Source organism: Halomonas halmophila (assembly GCF_006540005.1).
Classification (GTDB): Bacteria; Pseudomonadota; Gammaproteobacteria; order Pseudomonadales; family Halomonadaceae; genus Halomonas; species Halomonas halmophila.
On the sequence record NZ_BJOC01000048.1, the window covers coordinates 1 to 21,157 of the forward strand.

A 21,157-nucleotide genomic window follows, 5' to 3' on the forward strand; every position below is an offset into this window, starting at 1 on the left:
GCTCTCCGCTCTGGGCCCCTGGGCGATATCCTGCCGGCTGAGCACGACGACGTCTCGCGGCCACCACTCCGGATGCTCATCGCGCACGAAGGCCAGCAGTTTTTCCCTGACGTTGGCCTCGGCCATCCAGCTGGAAATCGGGTTGGCGGCCATCAGGTAGCAGGAGATGACCTGCGAGTGAGCATTCTGTGCCGTGACGCAGCAGAACAGCTTGTGGTGCTCGATGATGTCTTCTTCCTGCTTGGCGAACTCGATGAACTTCTCGCGAATCTGCTCGATATCCGCGCTCAGGTGCAGCGTCAGCTCCACACAGCGATATTCCTTGGCTTCCTTGGCGGACATGTTCTCGAACGGTTTTGACGCGAAGTACATCACCGGTACGATCAGCCGGCGCTCGTTCCAGATCTTCAAGCGTATGAAGGTGAAGAAGATGCCTTCGACGTGACACCATTGCCCTTCGAAGTACACCAGATCACCTACCCGGACCGGCTTGGCCAGCGAGAGCTGAAAGGACGACAGGATATTGCCGAGCACGGCCTGGCCGGCGATACCCACCAGCACGGCCAGCACGCTGGCCGAGGCCAGGATCGAGAGCCCTAATGACTCGAAGAGCCTGACCTGACCCAGGACATAGATGGTCACGACGGTGACCGAGACCAGGATGACCACACGACGGATGGCATACAGGGTGGTCAGCAGTTTGCGGTCGTCCTGGGACTTGGTGTCATCGATATCGCCCACCATGCGTCGTGTCATCTTGAGCATGATGGTATCGACCAGGCGTAGCGCCATGGCACCGGCGCCCCATGCCAGCACGGCGAACAGCAGCACCCTCAGGGTGGTCGTGGCCACCGCTGAGAAGGATACGATGTAATTGAGCATGGCCTGGGTGACGAGCGACATCACGATCAGCGCCATGGGCACGCGAATCTTTTCGACGAAGATGCTGCGCGACCCTGAGGGTATCAGCGGCTTGATGGTGCCAAGCAGGGAGTGCACCCCCTTGCCGATCATGGTAATCGTCAGCAGTACCAGGGGCAGGGCAATCCACTCCCAGATCTTCAGCAAGCCCAGCGAGGCTTTCAGGCGCTCGGGTATGTACTTCTCGAACTCGCGTGGGCCGTAAGTTTCGTAGAGTGCCGGAATACCTGCCACGCTTTCCGGCGTGACCAGCCATACCGGGCTCGCATCGCCGGCCTTGTAGCGGCCCAGGCGAATGTCGTACCTGTGGTCCTGCGTATCCAGGGATGCCAGCTCGACGGTGCGTCCGGCAGGCCGGGCCTGCGAGCCCTGACTCCCACTGACACTGCCATCCTGGCGGCTGGGCAGCTCGGAAATCTGCAACCACTTGCCGCGCTGCAGAATCGTCGCCAGGCGTTCGGCGAGCTGGGCACCGCGTTTGCGTTGTTGTGGCGGGGACAGGTCGTTGAGGTTCAACACATGAGCTGCGGCCTCGAATTCGCCCTGCTCGGTGAGGTTGCGAAAGGTGCGCATGGCCTCACGCGGCGTGCGTCGGTCGACCAGCTCGGGAGCCTGACCCAGCCCGCTATTGAGGGCGTCTACGCTATACCAGCCCTGTTTACTGGCACCGTCCTGGGCCACGGCGATGCTGGTACTGGCCAGCAGGAACACGACCAGCATCAACCACTTCTGCCATCGAACCATGTGCTTCATCTCTGTTTCACCGGCCTGTTCCGAGAGTTCGTCCGCGAGTGCCACGAATCATCCCAGTCGCTCGGTGGCGCGTCCAGCGACTCGCGAGGGTCTGCCCCCAGTATCGATTCGGGTAGTTTCACGTGAAGCGAGGCAGGCCTGAGCCCGTTCCATCATCAAAACGATGGATATCATCCTCCCCCAGGTAGTCACCACTCTGCACCTCGATGACCACCAATGGCATCAGGCCCGGGTTTTCCAGGCGATGGCGGTAACCGACAGGGATATAGGTGGACTCATTGGTTCGCAGGAGGAAGTCACTGTCTTCATTGGTGACTCTGGCCGTGCCGCTGACGACTACCCAGTGCTCACTGCGATGATGATGCATCTGCAACGAGAGAGAGGCCCCGGGCTTGACTTCGATGCGCTTGATCTTGAAGCGGTGGCCTTCCTCGAGCACCGTGTAGGTGCCCCAGGGTCGGTGTACCTTGCCTTGGTGCCACTGGTATTGGCTGTCATGGGACGCCAGGCGTTCGGCAAGTTGCTTGACGTCCTGGCTGCGATCCCGGTGAGCCACCAGCAGGGCGCCAGGCGTATCCACGATCACCAGATCTTGTACGCCGAGTGTCGCGGTCAGTGCATGGTGGCTATGGATGTAACAGTCCTGAGTGTCTTCCATTTCCACGTCACCCTGGACACGGTTGCCTTGTGCATCGGCAGGCGTGAGATCCGCCATGGCCTGCCAGGAGCCGATATCGCTCCAGCCTATATCACAGGGCACGACCGCTAGCTTCGAAGAGTGCTCCATGAGAGCGCAATCAATGGAGTCGTTGGCCAGTGTGGCAAAGTGCTCGGGGTCGAGTTGCGCCACGCTGTGCTTTTCCCCCTCACTGTAGCGGGCAGCACCCAGGGCCGCCTGAGTATGCTCCAGCAGGGCAGGGGCATGCTGTGCCAGCTCTGCCAGTAGCGTTGCGGCGGTAAAGCAGAACATACCCGAGTTCCAGAAGTGTCGGCCACTGGCCAGGTAGTGTTCGGCCGTGGTCGGGTCCGGCTTTTCGGTGAAGCCCAGTGCCGGCTGGATGGGCGATTCAGCCGGGTGGAAGGCTTCACGGACCTCGATATATCCGAAGCCGGTCTCGGCGCGAGTCGGTGTGATACCGAAAGTCACTAACTGATCATCGGCCGCCGCCACGGCAGCATGCTTCACCGCCTCGGCAAAGGCAGACTCATCGCTGATCCGGTGATCGGCGGGTAGCACCAGCAGCATGGCGTCTTCGCCATAGCGTTGCTTGAGCTCCAGCGCGGCGGCACAGATGGCGGGGGCAGTGTTGCGTCCGCAGGGCTCCAGCAGGTAGTGCAGCGGTTGCTGAGGCGCCAGGGCCTGGTATTCATCCTCGGTACGAAAAAACAGCTCGCGATGCGTGACCGTCGTGACACTCTCCATGCCATCTTCACCACAGGCGAACTGGCCACGTTGATAGGTCTGTTGCAGCAGGGAGGTTGCGCCGTCCAGCCGCAGGAAGGGCTTGGGGTGTGCCTTTTGTGAGATTGGCCACAGTCGGGACCCGGAACCGCCCGCGATGATGACGACATGCATGTGGTGGCCTCCGCTATGGGATGGACAGCCCAGGAGGATGGCCTGGGTGGTGCGCTTCCCGACAGCTTACAGGCGAATGTCCTTGAGCTGCAGCACGGATTCGAGGATGCGCCTGAGTCGTGCGACTTCATTGGCGAGGCTCTCGCCTGCCAGCATGCCGACCCCCAGCACCAGGCCGCGACGCTTGTCCCGGACGCTGCAGAAGGGGCTCAGTGGGCGAACGATGAGGTGCTCCTGCAACAGGTGCCGAGCAACGCGCTCGTCGTCGAACTGCGGGTCGAGCTGAACACACAGGCTGATGCCCCGTGAGGGCGGCGATATCTCGATGACGCCTTCGATCGAGGCCAGTTGATCGTGCACGACCTGCTGGCGTCCCAGATAATCACGCTGCATGCGGAGATAAATGGCATCCAGGTCGCCATCGGCAATGAATTGCGCCAGAACGGCTTGGTCGAGCATGCGTCCTTCGCGAAACACCTCGCTGCGCAGCCGGTTCATGACACCCGCCAGTGCCTTGGGTACCACCAGATAGCCCAGCCTCAGCCCCGGAAACATCAGCTTGGAAAACGAGCCGACCAACAGGTGATGACTCGAGGCGGGGTCGAACAATAATTGGGCATCTTCATGGCCGCTGAATTCGTAGTCGTCCTCGATGATGTAGGCAGGTTGAGCTGCCTGGCATAACGCCAGCTTGTGATCCCGGCAGGTCGGTGTGCTCAGGGGATAGTGATGAGTGCCGGTGAAGTAGGCGAGTTGGATAGGGTGGTCGGTCAAGTCCTCCAGCGTATGCCCAGATTCCGGGTACCAGCGGACTCGTTCGGGCAGCATGCCCATGGCGGTGAAGACGTTGCGGGCGCCCCAGTAGCAGGGCGACTCCATCAGCACGCGTTGCCCGGCATCGGCCAGGGCAATGGTGCATAGCTCAAGGCCGTGATGGGTTCCCTCGGTGATGATGATCTGTTGGGTATCGCAGTCGATATGCCGCCAGCGGCGCAGCAGATCGCGAATCTCGCGCTTCAGGGGGCCATAGCCGCCACTCGAGTAGGACAGCAGTAGCGCGTTCTGTGGCACGGTCACGCTGGTATATAGCTGGCGCCACTTGCGCATGGGGAAGCGGGCGATGTCGGGGATGCCGGGGACGAAGGCGCCGCTCTGGATCAGACCGGCGCCTTTTTCGTCCAGCACGGCCTGAGCACGTGCGGAGAGCGGCACCGAGTGCTCCGGCGCCACGTTATCGCGTGGCAGGCCGGCCGGGTGAGGGCGGCGCGTCCAGGTGCCCTGGCCATGACCGGTATGCAGATAACCATCGGATATCAACGACTTCATGGCCCTGGCCAGGGTGTTTCTGGCCACCCCGAGCGCGTCACAGAGGGTGCGGTGCCCCGGCAGTCTGGCGCCCAGCGGCCAGTCATGGCGCACCACCTCGCGCAAAGCCAGCTCCAGGCGGATCTGCTTGCCGAGGCTCTCCGGCTGACGAGCGTAGCGTTCGATCAGTGGTGGGAGGGGGGCTTGTTCCATGGCGAATCACCGGACGAGACCTTGGGAATCGCTGCTTAAATGCCTGCGCATGCAAATCGCTTCGTTGCGCGGTGCTCGAAAGCTCGCCTAACTATCAGTTATGTCTCGCTTTCTGTGCTCCGTGCGCCTTGCGCTTCACTATGCTCGGCGATTTATTCAGCATTTCCCTTGCGGGCTGGCATGACCGTATTGTCGGGCATAGAGGCTTGATTATCCGTCTTTCCTGTCCAGTGGTCTAGTCAAGGCCAGAAGTGGTCCATACCTGCGGGACGCCCACTGCTGCTAGCTTGGCGCCGCTGTCACTAAAAAGCTGCCAGAAGAGCTTTGATTGAAAATCAGGAGCGTCACATGTCGCGTATGCATGTCCAGATGTCAGATTTCCTCGAGCGTTTCGTGGGTCCCGAGCGGCTGGTGCCGGCTCGCATTGGCCGGGAGTGGCGTGCAACGGGCGCGTCCTTCGCCGTCACCAATCCGGCTACTGGCGAGTGCCTGGCGCGGGTCGCCGAGGTGGGTGCCGAGGGTACCCGGGATGCCATTGCCGCGGCCGAGCTGGCCGGCAAGGACTGGAAGAGTGTGCCGGCTAAGCAGCGGGCCACCCTGCTGCGGCGCTGGTTCGACCGGGTCATGGCCTATCAGGAAGACCTGGCGCAACTGATGACGCTGGAGCAGGGCAAGCCGCTGGCCGAGACGCGCGGCGAGGTGGCGTATGGCGCTTCCTTCATCGAGTTCTTCGCCGAAGAGGCCAAGCGCGTGGCCGGTGAGACCCTGCCCTCGCACGGTGCCGACAAGCGTTTGATGGTACTGCGTGAGCCGATCGGCATCGTGGCGGCCATCACGCCCTGGAACTTCCCTCTGGCGATGATCACGCGCAAGTGTGCACCGGCCCTCGCCGCCGGTTGCCCGGTGGTCATCAAGCCGGCGGAAGCTACACCACTCACGGCCCTGGCGCTGGTCCAGCTGGCGCTGGAGGCCGGCTTGCCGGAGGGGTTGATCAGTGTGGTCACCGCCGAGACGCCGGCGGCCATCGGCGAGGTGCTGACCACCGATCCGCGTGTGCGCAAGGTTTCCTTCACCGGCTCGACGCCGGTGGGCAAGCGCCTGATGGCTCAGTGCGCGTCCACGGTCAAGAAGACCGCTATGGAGCTGGGCGGCAACGCACCCTTCATCGTCTTCGATGATGCCGACCTGGATGCCGCCGTTGAGGGCGCCATCGCCTCCAAGTTTCGCAACGCCGGCCAGACCTGCGTGTGCACCAATCGCTTCCTGGTGCAGGACGGCATTCACGATGCCTTCGTCGAGCGCCTGGCGGCGCGGGTCGCCGAGCTGTCCGTCGGCAATGGGCTGGAAGAGGGCCACCAAATCGGCCCGCTGATCAATGCGGCGGCAGTCGCCAAGGTCCAGCGTCACGTCGCGGATGCCGTGGACAAGGGCGCGACCCTGGTGTGCGGCGGCCACCCCCATGCGCTGGGGCACGGCTTCTTCGAGCCGACGGTATTGAGTGGCGTGACCACCGAGATGGCGGTGGCCGTCGAGGAAACCTTCGGCCCGCTGGCGCCGGTCTTTCGCTTCACGGACGACGCCGAGGCCATCGCCATGGCCAATGATACGCCCTTCGGCCTGGCGGCCTATTTCTATGCCCGCGACTACCGGCGTATCTGGCACACCCTGGAGGCCCTGGAGTACGGCATGGTCGGTGTCAATGAAGGCCTGATTTCCACCGAGCTGGCGCCCTTCGGTGGCATCAAGGAGTCGGGCCTGGGCCGGGAAGGCTCCCATCACGGTCTCGAGGAATTTACCGAACTCAAGTACGCCTGTATCGGCGGCCTTTGACCCTGCTGACACGGCGACAGGGGCCGGGGCGCCGCTTCCTGGGCCGTGCTTCAAGCACTCATAACCGGTCGCGGTTGCGCGTGACATGACCCTGACGGAGAGCAAGATGAACAACGAACAGCTCGAAGCGCTCAAGACGCGCTATGTGGCCGATGGCGCCGCGACGGCTACCCCGCAGTTTGCCGACACGGCGTTGAACGCCGAAATCTGGGATGCCAATGGCGAGCGCTGGATCGACTTTGCCGGTGGTATCGGGGTGCTGAACCTGGGGCACCGTCATCCGAAGGTCGTCGAGGTCGTGAAGGCGCAGCTCGACAAGGTCATGCCCTACAAGGGCGACTTCACAAGGACGACTTCGGCCCGATGCCGGGCAATGTCTTCCGCGCGCCCTATCCGAACCCGCTGCATGGCATCAGCGAAGAACACTCGCTGGACGCCATCCGTACCCTGTTCAAGACCGATATCCCGGCCAGTCAGACGGCGGCCATGGTCATCGAGCCGGTGCAGGGCGAGGGCGGCTTCTATGCCAACACCATCCGGATACTGGTGCCGCTGACGGTGGAGCAGGAAGTGCTGAACGAAGGTCTGGATATCATCGAACAAGCGTTGCACACCATCGCCTGATGCCTCCCGGCATGGCGCCAATACGCTGTATTCCAGTGCGTGGCCACCTTCGGGTGGCCACTGTCGTTGCGGCCCGTTGCGTCACTCTGGCGGCTGACGAATGGCTTCGAACTCGAGGCGGATGTCGACTTCATCGCCGACCAGACCGTTGTCGACGGCGTAGTCCATGCCCCACTGGCTGCGTTCGAGGGTGGTGGTCGCCGAGATGCCCAGAGTGTGCTGTTCATGACCAAAGGGATAGCGCGCGGCCTTGTTGAGTGTCACCTCGAGCGTGACCGGGTGAGTCTCGCCGAGCAGCGTCAAGTCGCCGCTCAGCCTGCCGCGCTGGCCTTCGATATCCGTCAGCGTGTCGGCAACGAACTCGATGCTGGGGAAGCGCTCGGTGTCGAGGAAGTCGCTATTCCTGACGTGCTCATCGCGGCGCTCATGGTTGGTGAAGACACTGGCTGCCTGGATGGTGGCCGAGCCGGACATCAGCTCCTGGCGGGCTTCGTCATAGACGAATTCGCCGCTGGCCTCGAGGAACTGGCCGATCACGTCGGCGTAGCCGGCGTGTGCCACGCTGAAGCTCACCGCGAAGTGGTCGGGGTCGATCCGGTAGGTGCGGGGCTCGGCGGCGCTGGTTGTGGGAATGGCCAGCAGGATGGCCAGCGAGCAGGCCGCCAGCATGCCCTGCAAGCCGTGGGTACGCTGCCATTGTGGGTGATGCATGGAACCTCCCGGGGCGCCGCGTGGCGCCGGTTCAGGGGCGGCTACCTGGCCTGACGGTAGAGCCAGTGGATGTCGCGCAGGAAGGAGCCGCTCAGCAGGATGAGCGCGATAGCCAGCAAGGGAGTGGCGAGCGTGGCCGGTGTGAAGGGCGTACAGCTGAGAATCAGCGCGCCGACCTGAACCACGCAGATGGTCTTGCGACGCAGGCTGTCCGGCAACGGGGCCTGGAGCCAGGTCCAGCGTTTGCCTGCCACGAGGAAGGTATAGCGCATGCCGCCGAGTGCCAGCACCCAGGCACCGGCCTTGTCATGGGTGATCAGGGCGATGCACAGCAGCAGCATCAGCAAGGCATCCAGCTCCATGTCGAAGCGGGCGCCGAAGCGCGTCAGACTGCGCGTACGGCGCGCTATCCAGCCATCCACTCCGTCGAGCAGCAGGGCGATGAGGGCCAGCAGGCTCAGTGGCCACAGCGTCTCGCCCAGGCTCGCCTGACGAAACAGCGGCGCCAGGGCCATGCCGGCCAGCGCCGTGATCATGGCGCCGCGTAGCAGAGTGACGCGATTGGCCCAGCCGAAGTTCGGCAGTTCGCCCCGCCATCCGGCCAGGACGAGGGCACTGAGAACCAGGTGTGCCAACAGCGCCGCTCCCAGCGCTTCCAGCGCCTGATGGTGTGGCCAAAGCCCCAGGCTGATGGCGGCCGCCAGGGCCAACCCCAGGGTCAGGTCTGGCCATATCGGCCCCCGGGTCGCCTTTCCGATGTGATACATGACGCCTTGGCGCTCCTTACACTGATCTTGTACGCCGGGCTCGGTGCGCGGTCTCGTCTCTGGATTGTACAAGATAGTGTGGCCCTTGCTCGGGGAGACTCCCTGTACACAGACCGTGACACCGCGCCATGACGATGAATATAGTGTCAGTGTGGCAACGAAACGCCTGATGCGCTATGCCTGTGTAGTTATCTTGTACATGATCTGTATAGTTTTAGGTAGCGATGCATGGCGAATCTCGTACACTCACCCTGGTGAAAGGGGAACAGGCGAATGATGCAGGCGACGGCTTTCTGGCGAGTCCCCGGCCCGCGTGGCGAACTGCGCGCGGAATCGCTGAGCGAACCGGGCGCCGGCGAGGTGCTGGTCGAGACCCGCTTCAGTGCGATCAGCCGGGGCACCGAGTCACAGGTGTTTCATGGCCGGATACCGGTGTCCGAGTATCAGCGCATGCGTGCGCCCTTTCAGCAGGGCGAGTTCAACGCCGAGCTCAAGTATGGCTATGCCAGTGTCGGCTGCGTCCTCGAGGGGCCACCGGCCCTGCAGGGACGCGATGTGTTCTGCCTGTTTCCGCATCAGGATCGCTACGTGGTGCCCGAGTCGGCGGTGGTGCCCCTGCCCGATGGGCTTTCGCCCCGTCGCGCGGTGCTGGGTGCCAATATGGAAACCGCCGTCAACGCCCTGTGGGATGCGGTGCCGCTGATCGGTGATCGCATCTGCGTGATCGGCGCCGGTGTGGTCGGCGCCCTGGTGGCGGCGCTGGCGTCGAATACCCCCGGCACCGAGGTCTGCCTGGTCGATACCAATCCGCAGCGCGCGTCGCTGGCCGAGGCACTGGGGGTGACCTTTCGTGAGCCCGATAACGCCCCGACCGAGTGCGATCTGGTCTTCCATGTCAGCGGCAGCCCCGAAGGCCTGCGCCAGGCCCTGATGCTGGCCGGCAATGAGGCGCGGGTGGTCGAGATGAGCTGGTATGGCACCGAGCAGGTCAGCGTGCCGCTGGGTCAGGCGTTCCACTCACGGCGTCTGACCCTGCAGGCGTCTCAGGTCGGTCATCTGCGCGGCGATCGTGCCGTTCGCTGGGCGGGTTCCCGGCGCCTGGCGCTGGCCCTCGATCTGCTGGGTGATGCGCGCTTCGAAGCCTTGCTGGAACCCGACTGTGCCTTCGCGGATCTACCGCAGGTGATGCCCGAGGTGGCATCGCCCGGTAGTGATGTACTCTGCCAGGTCGTTCGCTATGGCCCTGACACCGATGGCTTCGATGATTCCCGAAGGAGCGCTTGATGTTCAGTCTGACCGTTCGCGATCACATGATGATCGCCCACAGTTTCAACAGCGAGGTGTTCGGGCCGGCGCAGAAGCTGCATGGTGCCACCTATGTGGTGGATGTCAGCTTCTATCGCCCGGCCCTCGACGACAACGACCTGGTGGTGGATATCGGCCTGGCCAGCGAGACCCTCGGAGATGTGCTCAAGGCCTTTACCCTGACCAACCTGGATGAACATGCTGCCTTCGATGGACGCAATACCACCACCGAGTTCATGGCTCAGGCTGTCTTCCAGCGCATGGCGGAGGCCATCCGCGCGGGGCGACTGGGCGAGGGCGCCAGGGCCCTGAGCGCCATGAAGGTCACCCTGCATGAGTCGCATATCGCCTGGGCCAGCTATGAGGCGTCGCTCGAGGAGGCGGCGTGAATCGCGCCACGGCGCCTTCCCTGGCTTTCATGGTGCCGGGCGCCCTGCGCCAGGCCACGGGTGGCTATCGTTATGATGCGCGCCTGGTCGATGGATTGCGCGAGCGTGGCTGGCGGGTCGAGGTGCACGAGCTGGCGGGGCGCTTCCCCGAGGGGGACGACCAGGCACGCCGGTCCCTCGGCGAGGCGCTGGCCGCACTGCCGGATGCCACGCCGCTGGTCATCGATGGGCTGGCGCTGGGCAATCTGGGCGAGGTGGCACAGGCGCATGCCGAGCGCCTGGACATCACCGCGCTGGTCCACCATCCGCTGGGCGATGAAGCCGGCCTTGATGCAGCGACTCGCCGGCGTCTGCTGGCGCGGGAGGCCGCCATCCTCAATCGTGTGGCGCGCATCGTTGTCACCAGCCCCTTCACGGCGAGGCGTCTCGTCGAGCTGGGCGTTGACGACACGCCGATCACGGTGGTCGAGCCCGGTGTCGAGGCGGCGGCGCCGGCAGAGGCTGCCTGGCCTGCCGAGGCCGCCGTGGCACCCTGCCTGCTGTGCGTGGCGACGCTGACGCCCCGCAAGGGCCACCTGCTGATGCTCGATGCCCTGGCCACCCTGCAGCATCGTGACTGGCAGCTGGATTGCGTGGGCGATGAGCAGCGCGATCCAGAGCATGCCGAGGCCATTCGGCAGCGGATCGAGGCACTGGCGCTACAGGATCGGGTCAGGCTTCGGGGCAGCTACGATGAGGCGGCGCTGGCCGAGGCCTACCATCAGTCGGATCTAGTGCTGGTGCCGTCCTGGTATGAGGGCTACGGCATGGTCGTGACCGAGGCACTGGCGCGCGGGCTGCCGCTGGTCTCGACCCTGGGCGGTGCCCTGCGGGATACCGTGCCGGCGGCGGCGAGCTGGCGGGTCGAGCCGGGTGACAGTGCCGCCTTTGCCGTGGCTATCGAGCAATGGTGGTCAGCCGAGGCGCGAGACGCCAGGCGGCAGGCGGCCGTGAAGGTCCGAGAAGCGCTGACGGGTTGGGAGGGTGTCGTGACACGCTTTGTAGAAGCGCTGATGCCAGTGCCTCCCGGGCTCGGAGAACGTGATGAGTGACAGCACGCATTTTGCGGCCTCCTGGCTGGCGCTGCGAGAGCCGGTCGATGCTCGCTCGCGGGCCGAGCCCCTGGACCGCGCCGTTGCGGCCTGGCTGGCAACACGGGCGGCGTCCCATGGTCGGTCGGTATCGGTGCTCGACTTGGGCGCCGGCAGCGGCAGCAACCTGCGTTATCTGGCGCCGCGTCTGGGACTGGCCCAGCAGTGGGCACTGCTTGATCAGGATGCCGGTCTGCTGGCGCAGGCCACCCGTCAGCTGCCCTCGCTCCCCGCCAGTCTCGAAGTGTCGGCCCGGTGTGTCGACATGCGGGGCTGGCGTGAGACACCGGAGGCACTGGACGCCTGGCTGGACGGTGTCGATCTGGTAACGGCTTCGGCGCTCCTCGATCTGGTGTCGCAACCCTGGATCGAGGCGCTGGCTGCGGCGGTATCACGCCGCCGGGCCGCCGTCTTGATTGCCTTGAGCGTCGACGGCGACTGGCAGTTGGAAGCGGCGAACTCCGACCACGACGCTTCGTCGCAGCGGGTGCGTGAGGATCAGTGGGTGCGTCGCCACTATCGTGCTCATCAGGTCACCGACAAGGGCGCCGGTGCGGCACTGGGCGGTGCGGCGCCCGAGGCCATGGCGGCGGCGCTGCAGGCGCGCGGTTATCGGTTGCAGATGGCGGATAGCCACTGGGTGCTGCAGGCCCCGGCGGATCGCGCCCTGGGCGAGGCTCTGCTCGAGGGCTGGCGGGAGGCCGTAAGCGAGCAGGTGCCGGACGTCACCGTCGAGGTCGAGCGCTGGCATGCGGCACGGCTGGCCAGCTGGCAGCGCGGCGAGCTGATCATCCGGGTCGGCCACCGTGACCTGCTGGCCCTGCCGGATAGCGAGGGGCACGACCATGGTTAGTCGCCGTCGGCAGGTCTGGCTGATGGCGCGCTGGGTCCTGGCGCTGTCCGCGGTGGCACTGGTCTGTTACCTGGTCGGTGGCAGCCGGGTCGCGGCGCGCTTCTCGGAGCTCCAGGTCGGCTGGGTCATCGCCGGGCTACTGGTCTCGGTGCCGCAGGTGGCCATGTCGGCCTGGCGCTGGTGGTACACCCAGCGGTGTCTGGGCCTGTCGATGGCGCCCTGGCAAGCCTTCCAGGAATATTATCTGGCGACCTTCCTCAATCAGGTATTGCCGGGCGGCGTGGCCGGGGACGTCAGTCGTGCCTGGCGGCACGCTCGCCAGACGGGTGAGGCCTGGAGTGATCGACGTCGCCAACAGGCGCTGCGCGCCGTGATCATCGAGCGGGTCTCGGGGCAGCTGGCGCTGGGCTTGCTGGTGGTGCTGAGTCTGGTGCTGCTGCCGATCTGGCAGCCGTTACGACACCAACTGGGCCGATTCATGGCCGATCAGGGCGCCGGCCTGGTCGTGCTGTCACTCGCGCTGATCGGGGTCGGCGCGCTGGTTGCCTGGGGCGTGAGCCAAGTGCGACGTCGGACGATGCCGGCTGTGCTGGCGGGTGGCTGGCAGGACGTGCGGCACAGCCTGTTGATGCCGCGCCGGCTGGGGCTGCATCTGCTGGTCTCGTTGGCCACGGTGTTCAGCTACGCCCTGGTGATGCTGTGTGCCGCGCGTGCCATTGGCATCGAGACCTCGGCGGCCACGCTGCTGGCGCTGGCGCCGCTGTTGCTGCTGGCCATGGTCATGCCATTGAGCCTGGCGGGCTGGGGCTGGCGCGAGGGCGCCGCGGCCCTGGTGTGGCCGCTGGTCGGCCTGTCGGCGGCGGATGGCGTGGCGGTGTCGCTGGCCTATGGCCTGCTGGTGCTGGTGTCGAGCCTGCCCGGCGTGCTGGTGTTGCTGGCGGCGTTGCTGGTGCCCCGCGCTGGTGGGGCGGGCCACCAGGGGGCATCAGGTGGTTCCCAGATCAAGGTCGAAGAGGGTGTCATCGCCCAGCGAGAAGCGTCGACACGGCGGACGCCGCGCACTTTCCAGGGTCTCGATGGGAGTCAGGCTGAGCCCGGTCTTGCCGGAGCCGATCAGCAGCGGCGCCACCAGCAGATGCAGGCGGTCGAGGGCGCCGGCCTCGAGGAAGTGCGACAGGGTGGTACTGCCACCCTCGATGAGGATGCGGCGATAGCCGGCATCGCGCAGGTGCGCGATGACCGCCCCGGGCAAGCCGCTGCCTTCCGCCTCGGGCAGCACCGCATGCCGTTGGTGGGCGCCGCAAGCATCCGTGGGCAGCGTGGTGCCGATCAACTGCCGGGTCGGCGCCTGGCCATCGGTAAACAGGCGATGGTGGCCGGCGAGCCGCCCTCTGGGGTCGATGACCACGCGCAGCGGGTTGGGGCCCTCGACATGGCGTACCGTCAGTGCCGGATCATCGGCGGCGACGGTGCCGGCACCGACGACCACGGCATCGACCAGGGCGCGCAGACGATGCAGATGGACCCGCGCTTCGAGGACATTGATGTAGTGCGAGTGTCCGCTGGCCGTGGCGATGCGGCCATCCAGGCTTTGCCCCAACTGGCCGATGACACAGCCTTCCGGGGCGCAGAGCACCGGCAGCAAGGCATCGAGCAACTCGGCGTCGGGGCTGTTCAGCGACGGTTCGGCCTGCCAGCGGCCGTCGGCCTGGATCGTCAGCCGTCCCGGGTCGAGGGGAACGCGCAGCGGCCCCGTTGACCAGTCATGATCGCGTGCCTGCAGCAGGGCCTGCCAGCAGGTATCGGCGTGAGACGGTGCGGGTGACGACATGTCGGGCTCCCGGGCGTTTGGCCGAATCATCATGCGGCGCTCGTGCGCCGGAGACAAGCGCAAGACACTGCAGGGCAGGCATCACCGATACGAGGACAGCGTCATGTATCAACTGGAAAGAGCCATCTTCGATTTGCGCCGCGGTGTGCCCGTGCTGCTCACCGATGGCGAAGGCGACTGCCTAGTGCGACCCGTCGAGGGCCAGCATGAGGGGGCGTTATCGACCCTGCTGGAACGCTGCGGTGCAACTCCTCGATTGGTGGTTACCCGCCACCGCCTGGAAGCCCTGGGGCACGAGGCGCCGAGCGATGCCGTGTCGCTGGTGCTGGCCGGGGCTCCCTCATCATGGGACCTGATGGCTGGCGAACTGCCGGCGTACGAAGCGATGCTGTCGGCAACGACGGCGGAACGCACCGCTCTGGGCATGCTGCGACGGGGCTCGCTGATTCCCGCGGCGGTGGCTGCTGCTCCCAGGCAGGAGTGCCGTGACGAGCTGGCTCGGTTGGTGGCGTCCGGGACCTTGCTGTCGCTCGATGCGGTGCAGGCGGGAGAGGCATTGAGCCGCCTTGGGCATGAGGTAGTGCGGGTCAGTGAGGCTGCGGTGCCACTGGCCGATGCCGAGGTAACACGCTTTATGCTGTTCCGCGAAGCGGATGGCATGCGCGAGCATCTGGCGGTGGTCATCGGCGAGCCTGCCGAGTGGCCTGAGCCGGTACCGATCCGCCTGCACTCGGCCTGCCTGACCGGCGACCTGTTCGCCAGCTTGCTCTGCGACTGTGGTGAGCAGTTGCGCAACGCGGTTGCTGGCATCCACGAATTGGGCGGTGGCGTGTTGTTGTATCTGGATCAGGAGGGGCGTGATATCGGCATGGCGAACAAGCTACGCGCCATCGGCCTGCAGGAGTTGGGCCTGGATACACTGGATGCCGACGGCTGCCTGGGTTTCGGTCATGATGAGCGTCGCTATGCAGCGGCCGTGGCCATGCTCCAGGACCTGGGGATCGAGCGGGTTCAGTTGCTGACCAATAATCCTCGCAAGATCTCGGCACTGGCCGAGTCGGGCATCGAGGTGGTCAAACGCCAGGGGGTGTATGGGCGGGTGACGCCGCAGAATCGTGCCTATCTGACGACCAAGGCCGGGCGTTCCGGCCATTGGCTGGAGCCCCTGTTGGATCAGGATGACTCGGCGTGAAAGCCGCTGATGTCGAACCGGGCCGTATCCGCCAGCGTCTCGGCCAGTGCCTGGGCATAGTGATCAACGAGCCTTTTGCCCAGCGCCGCACTGGCCAGAGTCGCGTCGCCGACCACGCCGCCGGGATGCAGGTCCTGAGCCAGCCAGGCGAAGGAGGCGCTACCCTCGGGGCCAAGGCGGGCCTGCTGCGCGGCCAGTTGCTCGCCCACCGACGGCGGGTGGCCAAGTGCTGCCGATGTCACATGCTGTGGATGAAGATGCATCATCATGGCCGTTTCCAGGGCGCCGCCGTGCAGCCCGTGAGCCAGCTCGTCGGGTGGCAGCCAGCCGTCGGGCAGGGCGATCTTCATGTAGGGTGCCTTGACCACCAGCATGCCGTGGCGGCGCCGCAGGGCCAGTGCCGCCTGCTGCATGATTGCCTGGTTGCCACCGTGGCTGTTGATCAGCATCAGGCGATGGATACCGCTGCGCGCCAGGCTGTCGCCGATGGCCTCGATGGTGGCCTGGGCCACGGGAGCGGGCAGCGAGAGAGTGCCGGGAAAGGCTCGATGTTCCTCGCTGGCGCCCATGCTCAGCGAGGGCAGGACGAAGACCGAGTGCTCAGGAGCAGTTCTTTGCAGTGTTTCAGCGAGCAACCCTTCGCCGATATCCCGGTCCGTCGACAGCGGCAGGTGCGCGCCATGCTGCTCGATGGCGCCCAGCACCATGATGGCGATGCTGCTGTCATCGATCAGGCCCGGGATATCGGGGGCATGCAGGGTTTCCCAGTGATGAATGGCCATGATGCTTGCAACTCCCGAGGCAAGGGGCGAGACAGTCGACTGTACGTGTTCCTGGGCGGGCTTGGCGAGGGTGGCGCAGTATGAGGTGGTGTCTGACGCTGGTGGTTCTTTGGGTACTGGCGCGGCTGGGAGGCCTGCTGATGCTGGCGGTCACGACGGCTGGCAGCGAGGCATCCTGGAATGCCGACTGGCTATGGTGGCTGCCCTGCGATGTGCTGCTGTTGGCCCTGTTGCTGCTGTGGTTGCCGCCCTGGCGAGCCCTGCTGTGGGGCCTCGCACTGATCCTGACGATGTCAGTGATGCTGAACCTGGCGTCAGGCGCCATTCTGGCGGTGTTCGGTCGCGAACTGAATGTCTGGCTGGATGCTGCTCTGCTGTCCGCCGGCTATGACCTTTTGTCTTCCAACCTGGGTGATCTGGCCGCGTGGGTACTCGTGGCTGCCGTTGTGCTGGGGCTGGCAGGGCTGACCTGGGGGATGTTCCGCCTATTGGTTGCGGCCAGCCGGCAGAATGCGGTGCGTTCCGCGGCCTGGCGTGCCGGCTGGTCCGGCGTGCTGGCGGGACTGGTCGTGCTGGCCTGGGGCCTGGATCAATGGCGTGACTGGCCACGCCTGGGCGTTGATGCGCCCCTGGCATCTGTGGTGGTCGAACAGGCTGAACAGTTGCCTGTCACCCTGGCCGCTCGTCAGCGTTTTGAACAGCGTCAGGCCCAGCAGCCGGCGGTCAGCCCCCTGCCGGGCCTGCGGGGTCGGGATGTGGTGCTGATCTTCATCGAGTCCTACGGCATGTCGCTGCTGGAGCGACATGCGGCGTCTCTGCCGGAGTTGCTGGCGCAGGCGAGTGACTCGCTGGCTGAGCAGGGCGTGGTGACGGCGTCGGGCCGCCTGCGCTCCCCGGTGCGCGGTGGCCAGTCCTGGCTGGCGCATGCCAGTGTGCTCAGTGGTCTGACCATTGATGATGGTCTGGATTACCGGCTGTTGCTTGAAGACTCGCCCAGCACTCTGGTGCAGGACTTCGCCGCCACCGGGCATCACACCATGGCGGTGATGCCGGCGATTACGCAGCCCTGGCCGGAAGGCCGAGCCTATGGCTTCGACACCCTGGTCAATGCCGAGGCCATGGATTATGCCGGGCCGCCGCTGAACTGGGTCACCATGCCCGATCAGTTCACGCTCGAGGCGCTGGCAACACGCTGGCTGGACGAGCCGTCGGCACCGGTGTTTGCTCAGGTGGCATTGATCAGCAGCCATGCCCCTTGGACGCCGATTCTGCCGGTGCGTGACTGGGATAACATCATGGATGGCAGCGGTTTCCAGCGTTGGGCGCAGACGGGCCCGGCCCCCGAGCAGCTGTGGCGCGACATGGACGCGGTGCGTCGTCACTACGCCGACTCGGTGCGCTATTCACTGACGGTGACCCTGGAGTGGGTCGAGCGTTATCTCGACGACGACATGCTGGTCATGGTGATGGGCGATCATCCCGCCGCGCCGGTGGTGACAGGTGCCGAGGCGAGCCCGGACGTGCCGGTGCATGTGTTCAGTCGTGACAGTCGGCTGGTCGACGCTTTTCGGGCTCATGGTTTGCAGGACGGCCTGGTGCCGTCTGCACATGCGGCCGACGCACCGATGGCCTGCTGGCGGCACTGGCTGCATCGGCAGTTTGGCGATAAGTCGCGTCCGGGCCGTCGGCAGGCTGAATGTGGCGTGAAAGCGCCGCCATGAGGGCCCTGCCAGGCGCTATCGCGCCGCCGGCTGGTGGGTTTCCGGGGGGCAGTTCGCGGGTCGATGATGCCGACATATCAGCCCTTTCAGACGCCGGGGGTATCAACGCCGGGATTTTGCGTTGGCAGCTATCGATTTGCATGTGAGGGCAACTCTCTGCAATTCTGAAGATTCCAGTTCCAAAAAAGGCACTTCAGATGATCAAGCAATCGATGCGTCTCACCGGTCTGGCCCTTGTGGCAGGTGCAACCTTGGCAGCCGGCTCAGCGCAGGCGCAGGATAAGGGTACCGTTCATCTCTCCTACGTCGAATGGTCTTCCACGGTTGCCTCGACCAACGTGATGAAAGCCGTGCTCGAACAAGCTGGTTACGAAGTTGAAACGTCGTCGCTATCCGCTGCTGCCATGTGGCAGTCCGTCGCCACTGGCGATACCGATGCCCTCCTGGCGGGGTGGCTGCCGACGACGCATGAGGACTACTACGCGAAGCTCAAGGACCAGTTGGTCGATACGGGTGTCAACCTGGACGGCACCAAGCTTGGCCTGGTGGTTCCGGCCTACAGTGAGGTCGACTCGATTGCGGGCCTGAACGAGCATGCCGATGACTTCGATGGCAAGCTTACCGGTATCGACCCGGGCGCCGGGATCATGCGCCTGACCAACAAGGTCATCGAGGAATACGATCTTGATCTGGACCTGCAGAGTGGCAGCGGCGCGACCATGACCGCGGCTCTCAAGAGCGCTATCGCCAACGAGGAAGATATCGCCGTGACCGGCTGGACGCCGCACTGGATGTTTGCCCGCTGGGACCTCAAGTATCTTGATGATCCCAAGAACGTTTATGGTGGTGCCGAGCAGATCCACACCATCGTTCGTCAGGGGCTCAAGGAAGATATGCCCGGCGCATATGCTATCCTGGACAACTTCGAGTGGACTGCCGAAGACATGGGCGAAGTCATGCTGATGAACCAGGAAGAAGATTCCAATCCGTACGAGAACGCGAAGAAGTGGGTTGAAGAAAACCAGGATCTCGTGCAGGAGTGGCTGCCCGAGTCGTGATGTCAGCGTCAGGCCCTGGTGAACAGGGCGCATGACGATTGAAAGGGGGAGAGCGCTACGGCGCCTCCCCCTTTGTCATTTGATCAGCCTCAGTACGGTTTTCTGATGCCCCGGCAAATGTGCCTGCTGATCACCATTCCTCTGGCGTGCTCTCGAGCGCTTTGTTGACCACATCTATTTGTATGTCATACCTATGAGCTCGGAAGCTGACTTGGTAAGCCTGCTTTGTGGCAACCAGACGATTCAAGCGTCTCCCCGGGTTCAACCATTTCGGCACAGTGATGCAAAACTTGGCGCACTCTTCGAATGAGATGGCCCGCAAGTCTTAAAACTCGAATGCTGTGCTCCCCGCCTAGTCACATAATCATGAGTGTTCATCTTGAGCCTCTCGGGGCAAACGGGTATCCTCGCCGCCTTCTCACGCTTTTCCGAGCCACCATGCCTTCCTAGACTAGGGGTGTGTCTGTTAGGTGGAGGCACGCATCCCGTTGAGAATGATTTTTCTCACTCTTGGGGTGCACCATAACACTTGTGAGTCTAGCCCTTGCATTACCGGTTGACTAATTTACATTTGTTATTTTGTGCTCAGATGGTACTAGGGCTAGGGTAAGGTCGAGTCAGTTTCTTTGCCCGTATTATATAGGCATTTCCTCAATAGCTGCTTTTCCTAAAATAATTAATTGCCAGCTAAGAATTGATTTTTAATGAATTTTGAGCAGGTGTCCGGTTCTGCTGAAACCCTGACGCCTGATATTTCGTAGTCAGAGCCTGACAAGGCTCCGCGTCGCGCAGGCATCGAAGGGTGGTCTCATGAGCACGGCAACTGTGGTATCCATTTCGGGACAAGCATGGGCTAGGGATAGTCAGGGTAATCTTCGCGAGCTGAGTGAGGGTGATACTCTGCAGGAAGGCGAGACCCTGGTAACCGGCCCGAATGCCACTGTACAGCTCGAATGGGCCGGTATGGCTGGCCTGGAGTCCGTGGGTGGCGGACAGGTCGTGGAAATTGGGGCCGACCCTGAAGCCAGTACGCCTGCGCCTTTCGCCGAGTCCGACCTGATGAATGCGGACGCTGAAGCCATCCTGTCGGCTATTGAAGATGGTGAGGGCGACCTCCTGCAGCTTCTGGAAGCCCCCGCTGCCGGCGGTTCCGGTGGCTCCGGCGGCGGTGCGCAAGGTGGTGGCGGGCACTCCTTTGTGCGCATCGAACGCATCTCCGAAAGCCTTGACCCTCTCTCCTTCGAGTTTGGCACCTTCTCCAACTCCGACGTCGATACTGAACAGGGTGGCCTGGCCGCGGATGCCGAGGAAGAAATCGCTGCGGCGGATGACACCTTCGCCACTGGTGAAGATGCCCCCCTGGCTGGCGCCAATGTTCTGCCCAATGACACCGGCGTCGATGGCTCCGCGCTCTCGGTGGGCGATCCGGGGCCGCGCAATGTCACCTTTACGCTTCCTGACGGCAGTGAAGTTCAGGCCTCCGTCTCGGTTGCTGAAGACGGCAGTATCAGCTTCGACCCGGGCACGACCTTCCAGTCCCTGGGCGAGGGCGGCTCTGCCACTGGCACGTTCAACTATGAGTTGACCGACACCGAAGGTCGTACTGACACGGCTGAAGTCAACCTGACCGTCAACGGCTCGAACGACGCGCTCCCAGAAGTCGTCATCGAGGATAATGCTCCGGACCTGGCCAACGCGGATCTCAGTGTGGTCGAGGCAACCAGCGATTCCGCGTCAGGCACCGCTACCGTATCTGCCGAGGCAGGTGTTGCCGATGTCACGATTGGCGGTGTCAGTATCACCGATGCCTCCAACAATCCGGTCACCATCCCAGGCGAAGAGGGTGTGCTGACCGTGACGGGCTATGACGCCTCGACGGGCGATATCACCTATGAATACACCGAAGACGGCGATGCCGAAGACCACAGCGATGGTCCGGTGCAGGATCAGTTTACCCTGAATGTCGAGGACAATGCCGGCGAGACAACGTCGAGCAGCCTGAATGTCCGCATCGAAGACACCGAGCCCAATGCCGTGGATGACACCACGACCTCCGAAGAAGATGAGGCTGTGGTGTACAACGTCATGGGCAATGACGATGAGGGTGCCGACGGTTCGACCCTGACCTCTGCCTCTCTGGCCGATACCAGCCAGGGGGATATCGACTTCGGCCCGGACGGCGACGTGACCTTTACG

16 protein-coding genes and 2 pseudogenes are annotated in these 21,157 nt (G+C 64.1%); 11 read left to right on the forward strand and 7 right to left on the reverse strand.

Annotated elements, in window-relative coordinates:
* The 3 genes from HHA01_RS13835 to HHA01_RS13845 form a co-directional block, all read right to left on the reverse strand.
* Positions 1-1,719 (reverse strand): mechanosensitive ion channel family protein (locus tag HHA01_RS13835; protein ID WP_373862948.1); only part of this gene is annotated, 1,719 nt, incomplete at its 3' end.
* 73 nt (positions 1,720-1,792) lie between these two features.
* Positions 1,793-3,250 (reverse strand): mannose-1-phosphate guanylyltransferase/mannose-6-phosphate isomerase, encoded by a 1,458-nt coding sequence (locus tag HHA01_RS13840; RefSeq protein ID WP_141321718.1) that lies wholly within the window; start codon positions 3,248-3,250, stop codon positions 1,793-1,795.
* Positions 3,251-3,316: 66 nt separating this feature from the next.
* Positions 3,317-4,768, reverse strand: a complete 1,452-nt coding sequence (locus HHA01_RS13845) for an aminotransferase-like domain-containing protein (protein ID WP_141321720.1) — start codon at positions 4,766-4,768, stop codon at positions 3,317-3,319.
* Positions 4,769-5,125: 357 nt separating this feature from the next.
* On the opposite strand from HHA01_RS13845, the gene HHA01_RS13850 reads away from it, so the two are divergent.
* Both HHA01_RS13850 and HHA01_RS13855 read left to right on the forward strand, forming a co-directional pair.
* Positions 5,126-6,598 (forward strand): NAD-dependent succinate-semialdehyde dehydrogenase, encoded by a 1,473-nt coding sequence (locus tag HHA01_RS13850; RefSeq protein WP_373862949.1) that lies wholly within the window; start codon positions 5,126-5,128, stop codon positions 6,596-6,598.
* Positions 6,599-6,704: 106 nt separating this feature from the next.
* Positions 6,705-7,123, forward strand: a pseudogene (locus tag HHA01_RS13855) (aminotransferase class III-fold pyridoxal phosphate-dependent enzyme); the annotation flags it as partial.
* A 180-nt stretch (positions 7,124-7,303) separates the two neighbouring features.
* Here HHA01_RS13855 and HHA01_RS13860 read toward each other — a convergent pair.
* Both HHA01_RS13860 and HHA01_RS13865 read right to left on the reverse strand, forming a co-directional pair.
* Positions 7,304-7,933, reverse strand: a complete 630-nt coding sequence (locus tag HHA01_RS13860; RefSeq protein WP_218023815.1) for a YceI family protein — start codon at positions 7,931-7,933, stop codon at positions 7,304-7,306.
* 41 nt (positions 7,934-7,974) lie between these two features.
* Positions 7,975-8,700 carry a CDP-alcohol phosphatidyltransferase family protein gene (locus HHA01_RS13865; RefSeq protein ID WP_141321722.1) on the reverse strand — a complete coding sequence of 242 codons (726 nt, stop codon included), beginning with the start codon at positions 8,698-8,700 and terminating at the stop codon, positions 7,975-7,977.
* Positions 8,701-8,973: 273 nt separating this feature from the next.
* Here HHA01_RS13865 and HHA01_RS13870 point away from each other — a divergent pair, with 273 nt between their 5' ends.
* The 5 genes and pseudogenes from HHA01_RS13870 to HHA01_RS15075 all read left to right on the forward strand — a co-directional run.
* Positions 8,974-9,984 (forward strand): zinc-dependent alcohol dehydrogenase, encoded by a 1,011-nt coding sequence (locus HHA01_RS13870; RefSeq protein WP_141321724.1) that lies wholly within the window; start codon positions 8,974-8,976, stop codon positions 9,982-9,984.
* Positions 9,984-10,394, forward strand: a complete 411-nt coding sequence (locus HHA01_RS13875) for a 6-pyruvoyl trahydropterin synthase family protein (protein WP_141321726.1) — start codon at positions 9,984-9,986, stop codon at positions 10,392-10,394. The genes HHA01_RS13870 and HHA01_RS13875 overlap by 1 nt, the downstream gene beginning before the upstream one ends.
* Positions 10,391-11,485, forward strand: coding sequence for a glycosyltransferase family 4 protein (locus HHA01_RS13880; protein ID WP_141321728.1), 1,095 nt, complete (start codon positions 10,391-10,393; stop codon positions 11,483-11,485). The genes HHA01_RS13875 and HHA01_RS13880 overlap by 4 nt, the downstream gene beginning before the upstream one ends.
* Positions 11,478-12,377, forward strand: a complete 900-nt coding sequence (locus HHA01_RS13885) for a class I SAM-dependent methyltransferase (protein WP_141321730.1) — start codon at positions 11,478-11,480, stop codon at positions 12,375-12,377. The genes HHA01_RS13880 and HHA01_RS13885 overlap by 8 nt, the downstream gene beginning before the upstream one ends.
* Before the next feature lie 22 nt (positions 12,378-12,399).
* Positions 12,400-13,281 (forward strand): annotated as a pseudogene (locus tag HHA01_RS15075) (lysylphosphatidylglycerol synthase transmembrane domain-containing protein); the annotation flags it as partial.
* 81 nt (positions 13,282-13,362) lie between these two features.
* On the opposite strand, the gene HHA01_RS15080 reads toward HHA01_RS15075, so the two are convergent.
* Positions 13,363-14,241, reverse strand: coding sequence for a RibD family protein (locus HHA01_RS15080; protein ID WP_373862950.1), 879 nt, complete (start codon positions 14,239-14,241; stop codon positions 13,363-13,365).
* A gap of 70 nt (positions 14,242-14,311) precedes the next feature.
* Here HHA01_RS15080 and ribA point away from each other — a divergent pair, with 70 nt between their 5' ends.
* Positions 14,312-15,400 (forward strand): GTP cyclohydrolase II RibA, encoded by a 1,089-nt coding sequence (ribA, locus tag HHA01_RS13895; RefSeq protein WP_141321734.1) that lies wholly within the window; start codon positions 14,312-14,314, stop codon positions 15,398-15,400.
* Here ribA and HHA01_RS13900 read toward each other — a convergent pair.
* Positions 15,382-16,182, reverse strand: a complete 801-nt coding sequence (locus tag HHA01_RS13900; RefSeq protein WP_141321736.1) for a creatininase family protein — start codon at positions 16,180-16,182, stop codon at positions 15,382-15,384. The two genes, ribA and HHA01_RS13900, sit on opposite strands and share 19 nt — an antisense overlap.
* An 80-nt stretch (positions 16,183-16,262) precedes the next feature.
* On the opposite strand from HHA01_RS13900, the gene HHA01_RS13905 reads away from it, so the two are divergent.
* From HHA01_RS13905 to HHA01_RS13915, 3 genes are all read left to right on the forward strand, one after another.
* A complete protein-coding gene (locus HHA01_RS13905) occupies positions 16,263-17,903 on the forward strand; it encodes a sulfatase-like hydrolase/transferase (protein ID WP_141321738.1) in 1,641 nt (546 codons plus the stop codon).
* A 197-nt stretch (positions 17,904-18,100) separates the two neighbouring features.
* The gene (locus tag HHA01_RS13910) at positions 18,101-18,961 is read left to right on the forward strand and encodes a glycine betaine ABC transporter substrate-binding protein (protein WP_141321740.1); all 861 of its coding nucleotides are present in this window, start codon (positions 18,101-18,103) and stop codon (positions 18,959-18,961) included.
* Between the two features lie 810 nt (positions 18,962-19,771).
* On the forward strand, positions 19,772-21,157 hold a 1,386-nt coding region (locus HHA01_RS13915; protein WP_141321742.1), incomplete at its 3' end, for a retention module-containing protein.

What these genes read in the sequence shown, in the direction of transcription:
- HHA01_RS13850 (WP_373862949.1), top strand. Translation starts at nt 5,126, where the DNA reads ATGCATGTCCAGATGTCAGATTTCCTCGAGCGTTTCGTGGGTCCCGAG.
- HHA01_RS13865 (WP_141321722.1), bottom strand. Translation starts at nt 8,700, where the DNA reads ATGTATCACATCGGAAAGGCGACCCGGGGGCCGATATGGCCAGACCTG.
- HHA01_RS13845 (WP_141321720.1), bottom strand. Translation starts at nt 4,768, where the DNA reads ATGGAACAAGCCCCCCTCCCACCACTGATCGAACGCTACGCTCGTCAG.
- HHA01_RS13910 (WP_141321740.1), top strand. Translation starts at nt 18,101, where the DNA reads ATGATCAAGCAATCGATGCGTCTCACCGGTCTGGCCCTTGTGGCAGGT.
- HHA01_RS13900 (WP_141321736.1), bottom strand. Translation starts at nt 16,182, where the DNA reads ATGGCCATTCATCACTGGGAAACCCTGCATGCCCCCGATATCCCGGGC.
- HHA01_RS15080 (WP_373862950.1), bottom strand. Translation starts at nt 14,241, where the DNA reads ATGATGATTCGGCCAAACGCCCGGGAGCCCGACATGTCGTCACCCGCA.
- ribA (WP_141321734.1), top strand. Translation starts at nt 14,312, where the DNA reads ATGTATCAACTGGAAAGAGCCATCTTCGATTTGCGCCGCGGTGTGCCC.
- HHA01_RS13840 (WP_141321718.1), bottom strand. Translation starts at nt 3,250, where the DNA reads ATGCATGTCGTCATCATCGCGGGCGGTTCCGGGTCCCGACTGTGGCCA.
- HHA01_RS13875 (WP_141321726.1), top strand. Translation starts at nt 9,984, where the DNA reads ATGTTCAGTCTGACCGTTCGCGATCACATGATGATCGCCCACAGTTTC.
- HHA01_RS13870 (WP_141321724.1), top strand. Translation starts at nt 8,974, where the DNA reads ATGATGCAGGCGACGGCTTTCTGGCGAGTCCCCGGCCCGCGTGGCGAA.
- HHA01_RS13905 (WP_141321738.1), top strand. Translation starts at nt 16,263, where the DNA reads ATGAGGTGGTGTCTGACGCTGGTGGTTCTTTGGGTACTGGCGCGGCTG.
- HHA01_RS13860 (WP_218023815.1), bottom strand. Translation starts at nt 7,933, where the DNA reads ATGCATCACCCACAATGGCAGCGTACCCACGGCTTGCAGGGCATGCTG.
- HHA01_RS13885 (WP_141321730.1), top strand. Translation starts at nt 11,478, where the DNA reads ATGAGTGACAGCACGCATTTTGCGGCCTCCTGGCTGGCGCTGCGAGAG.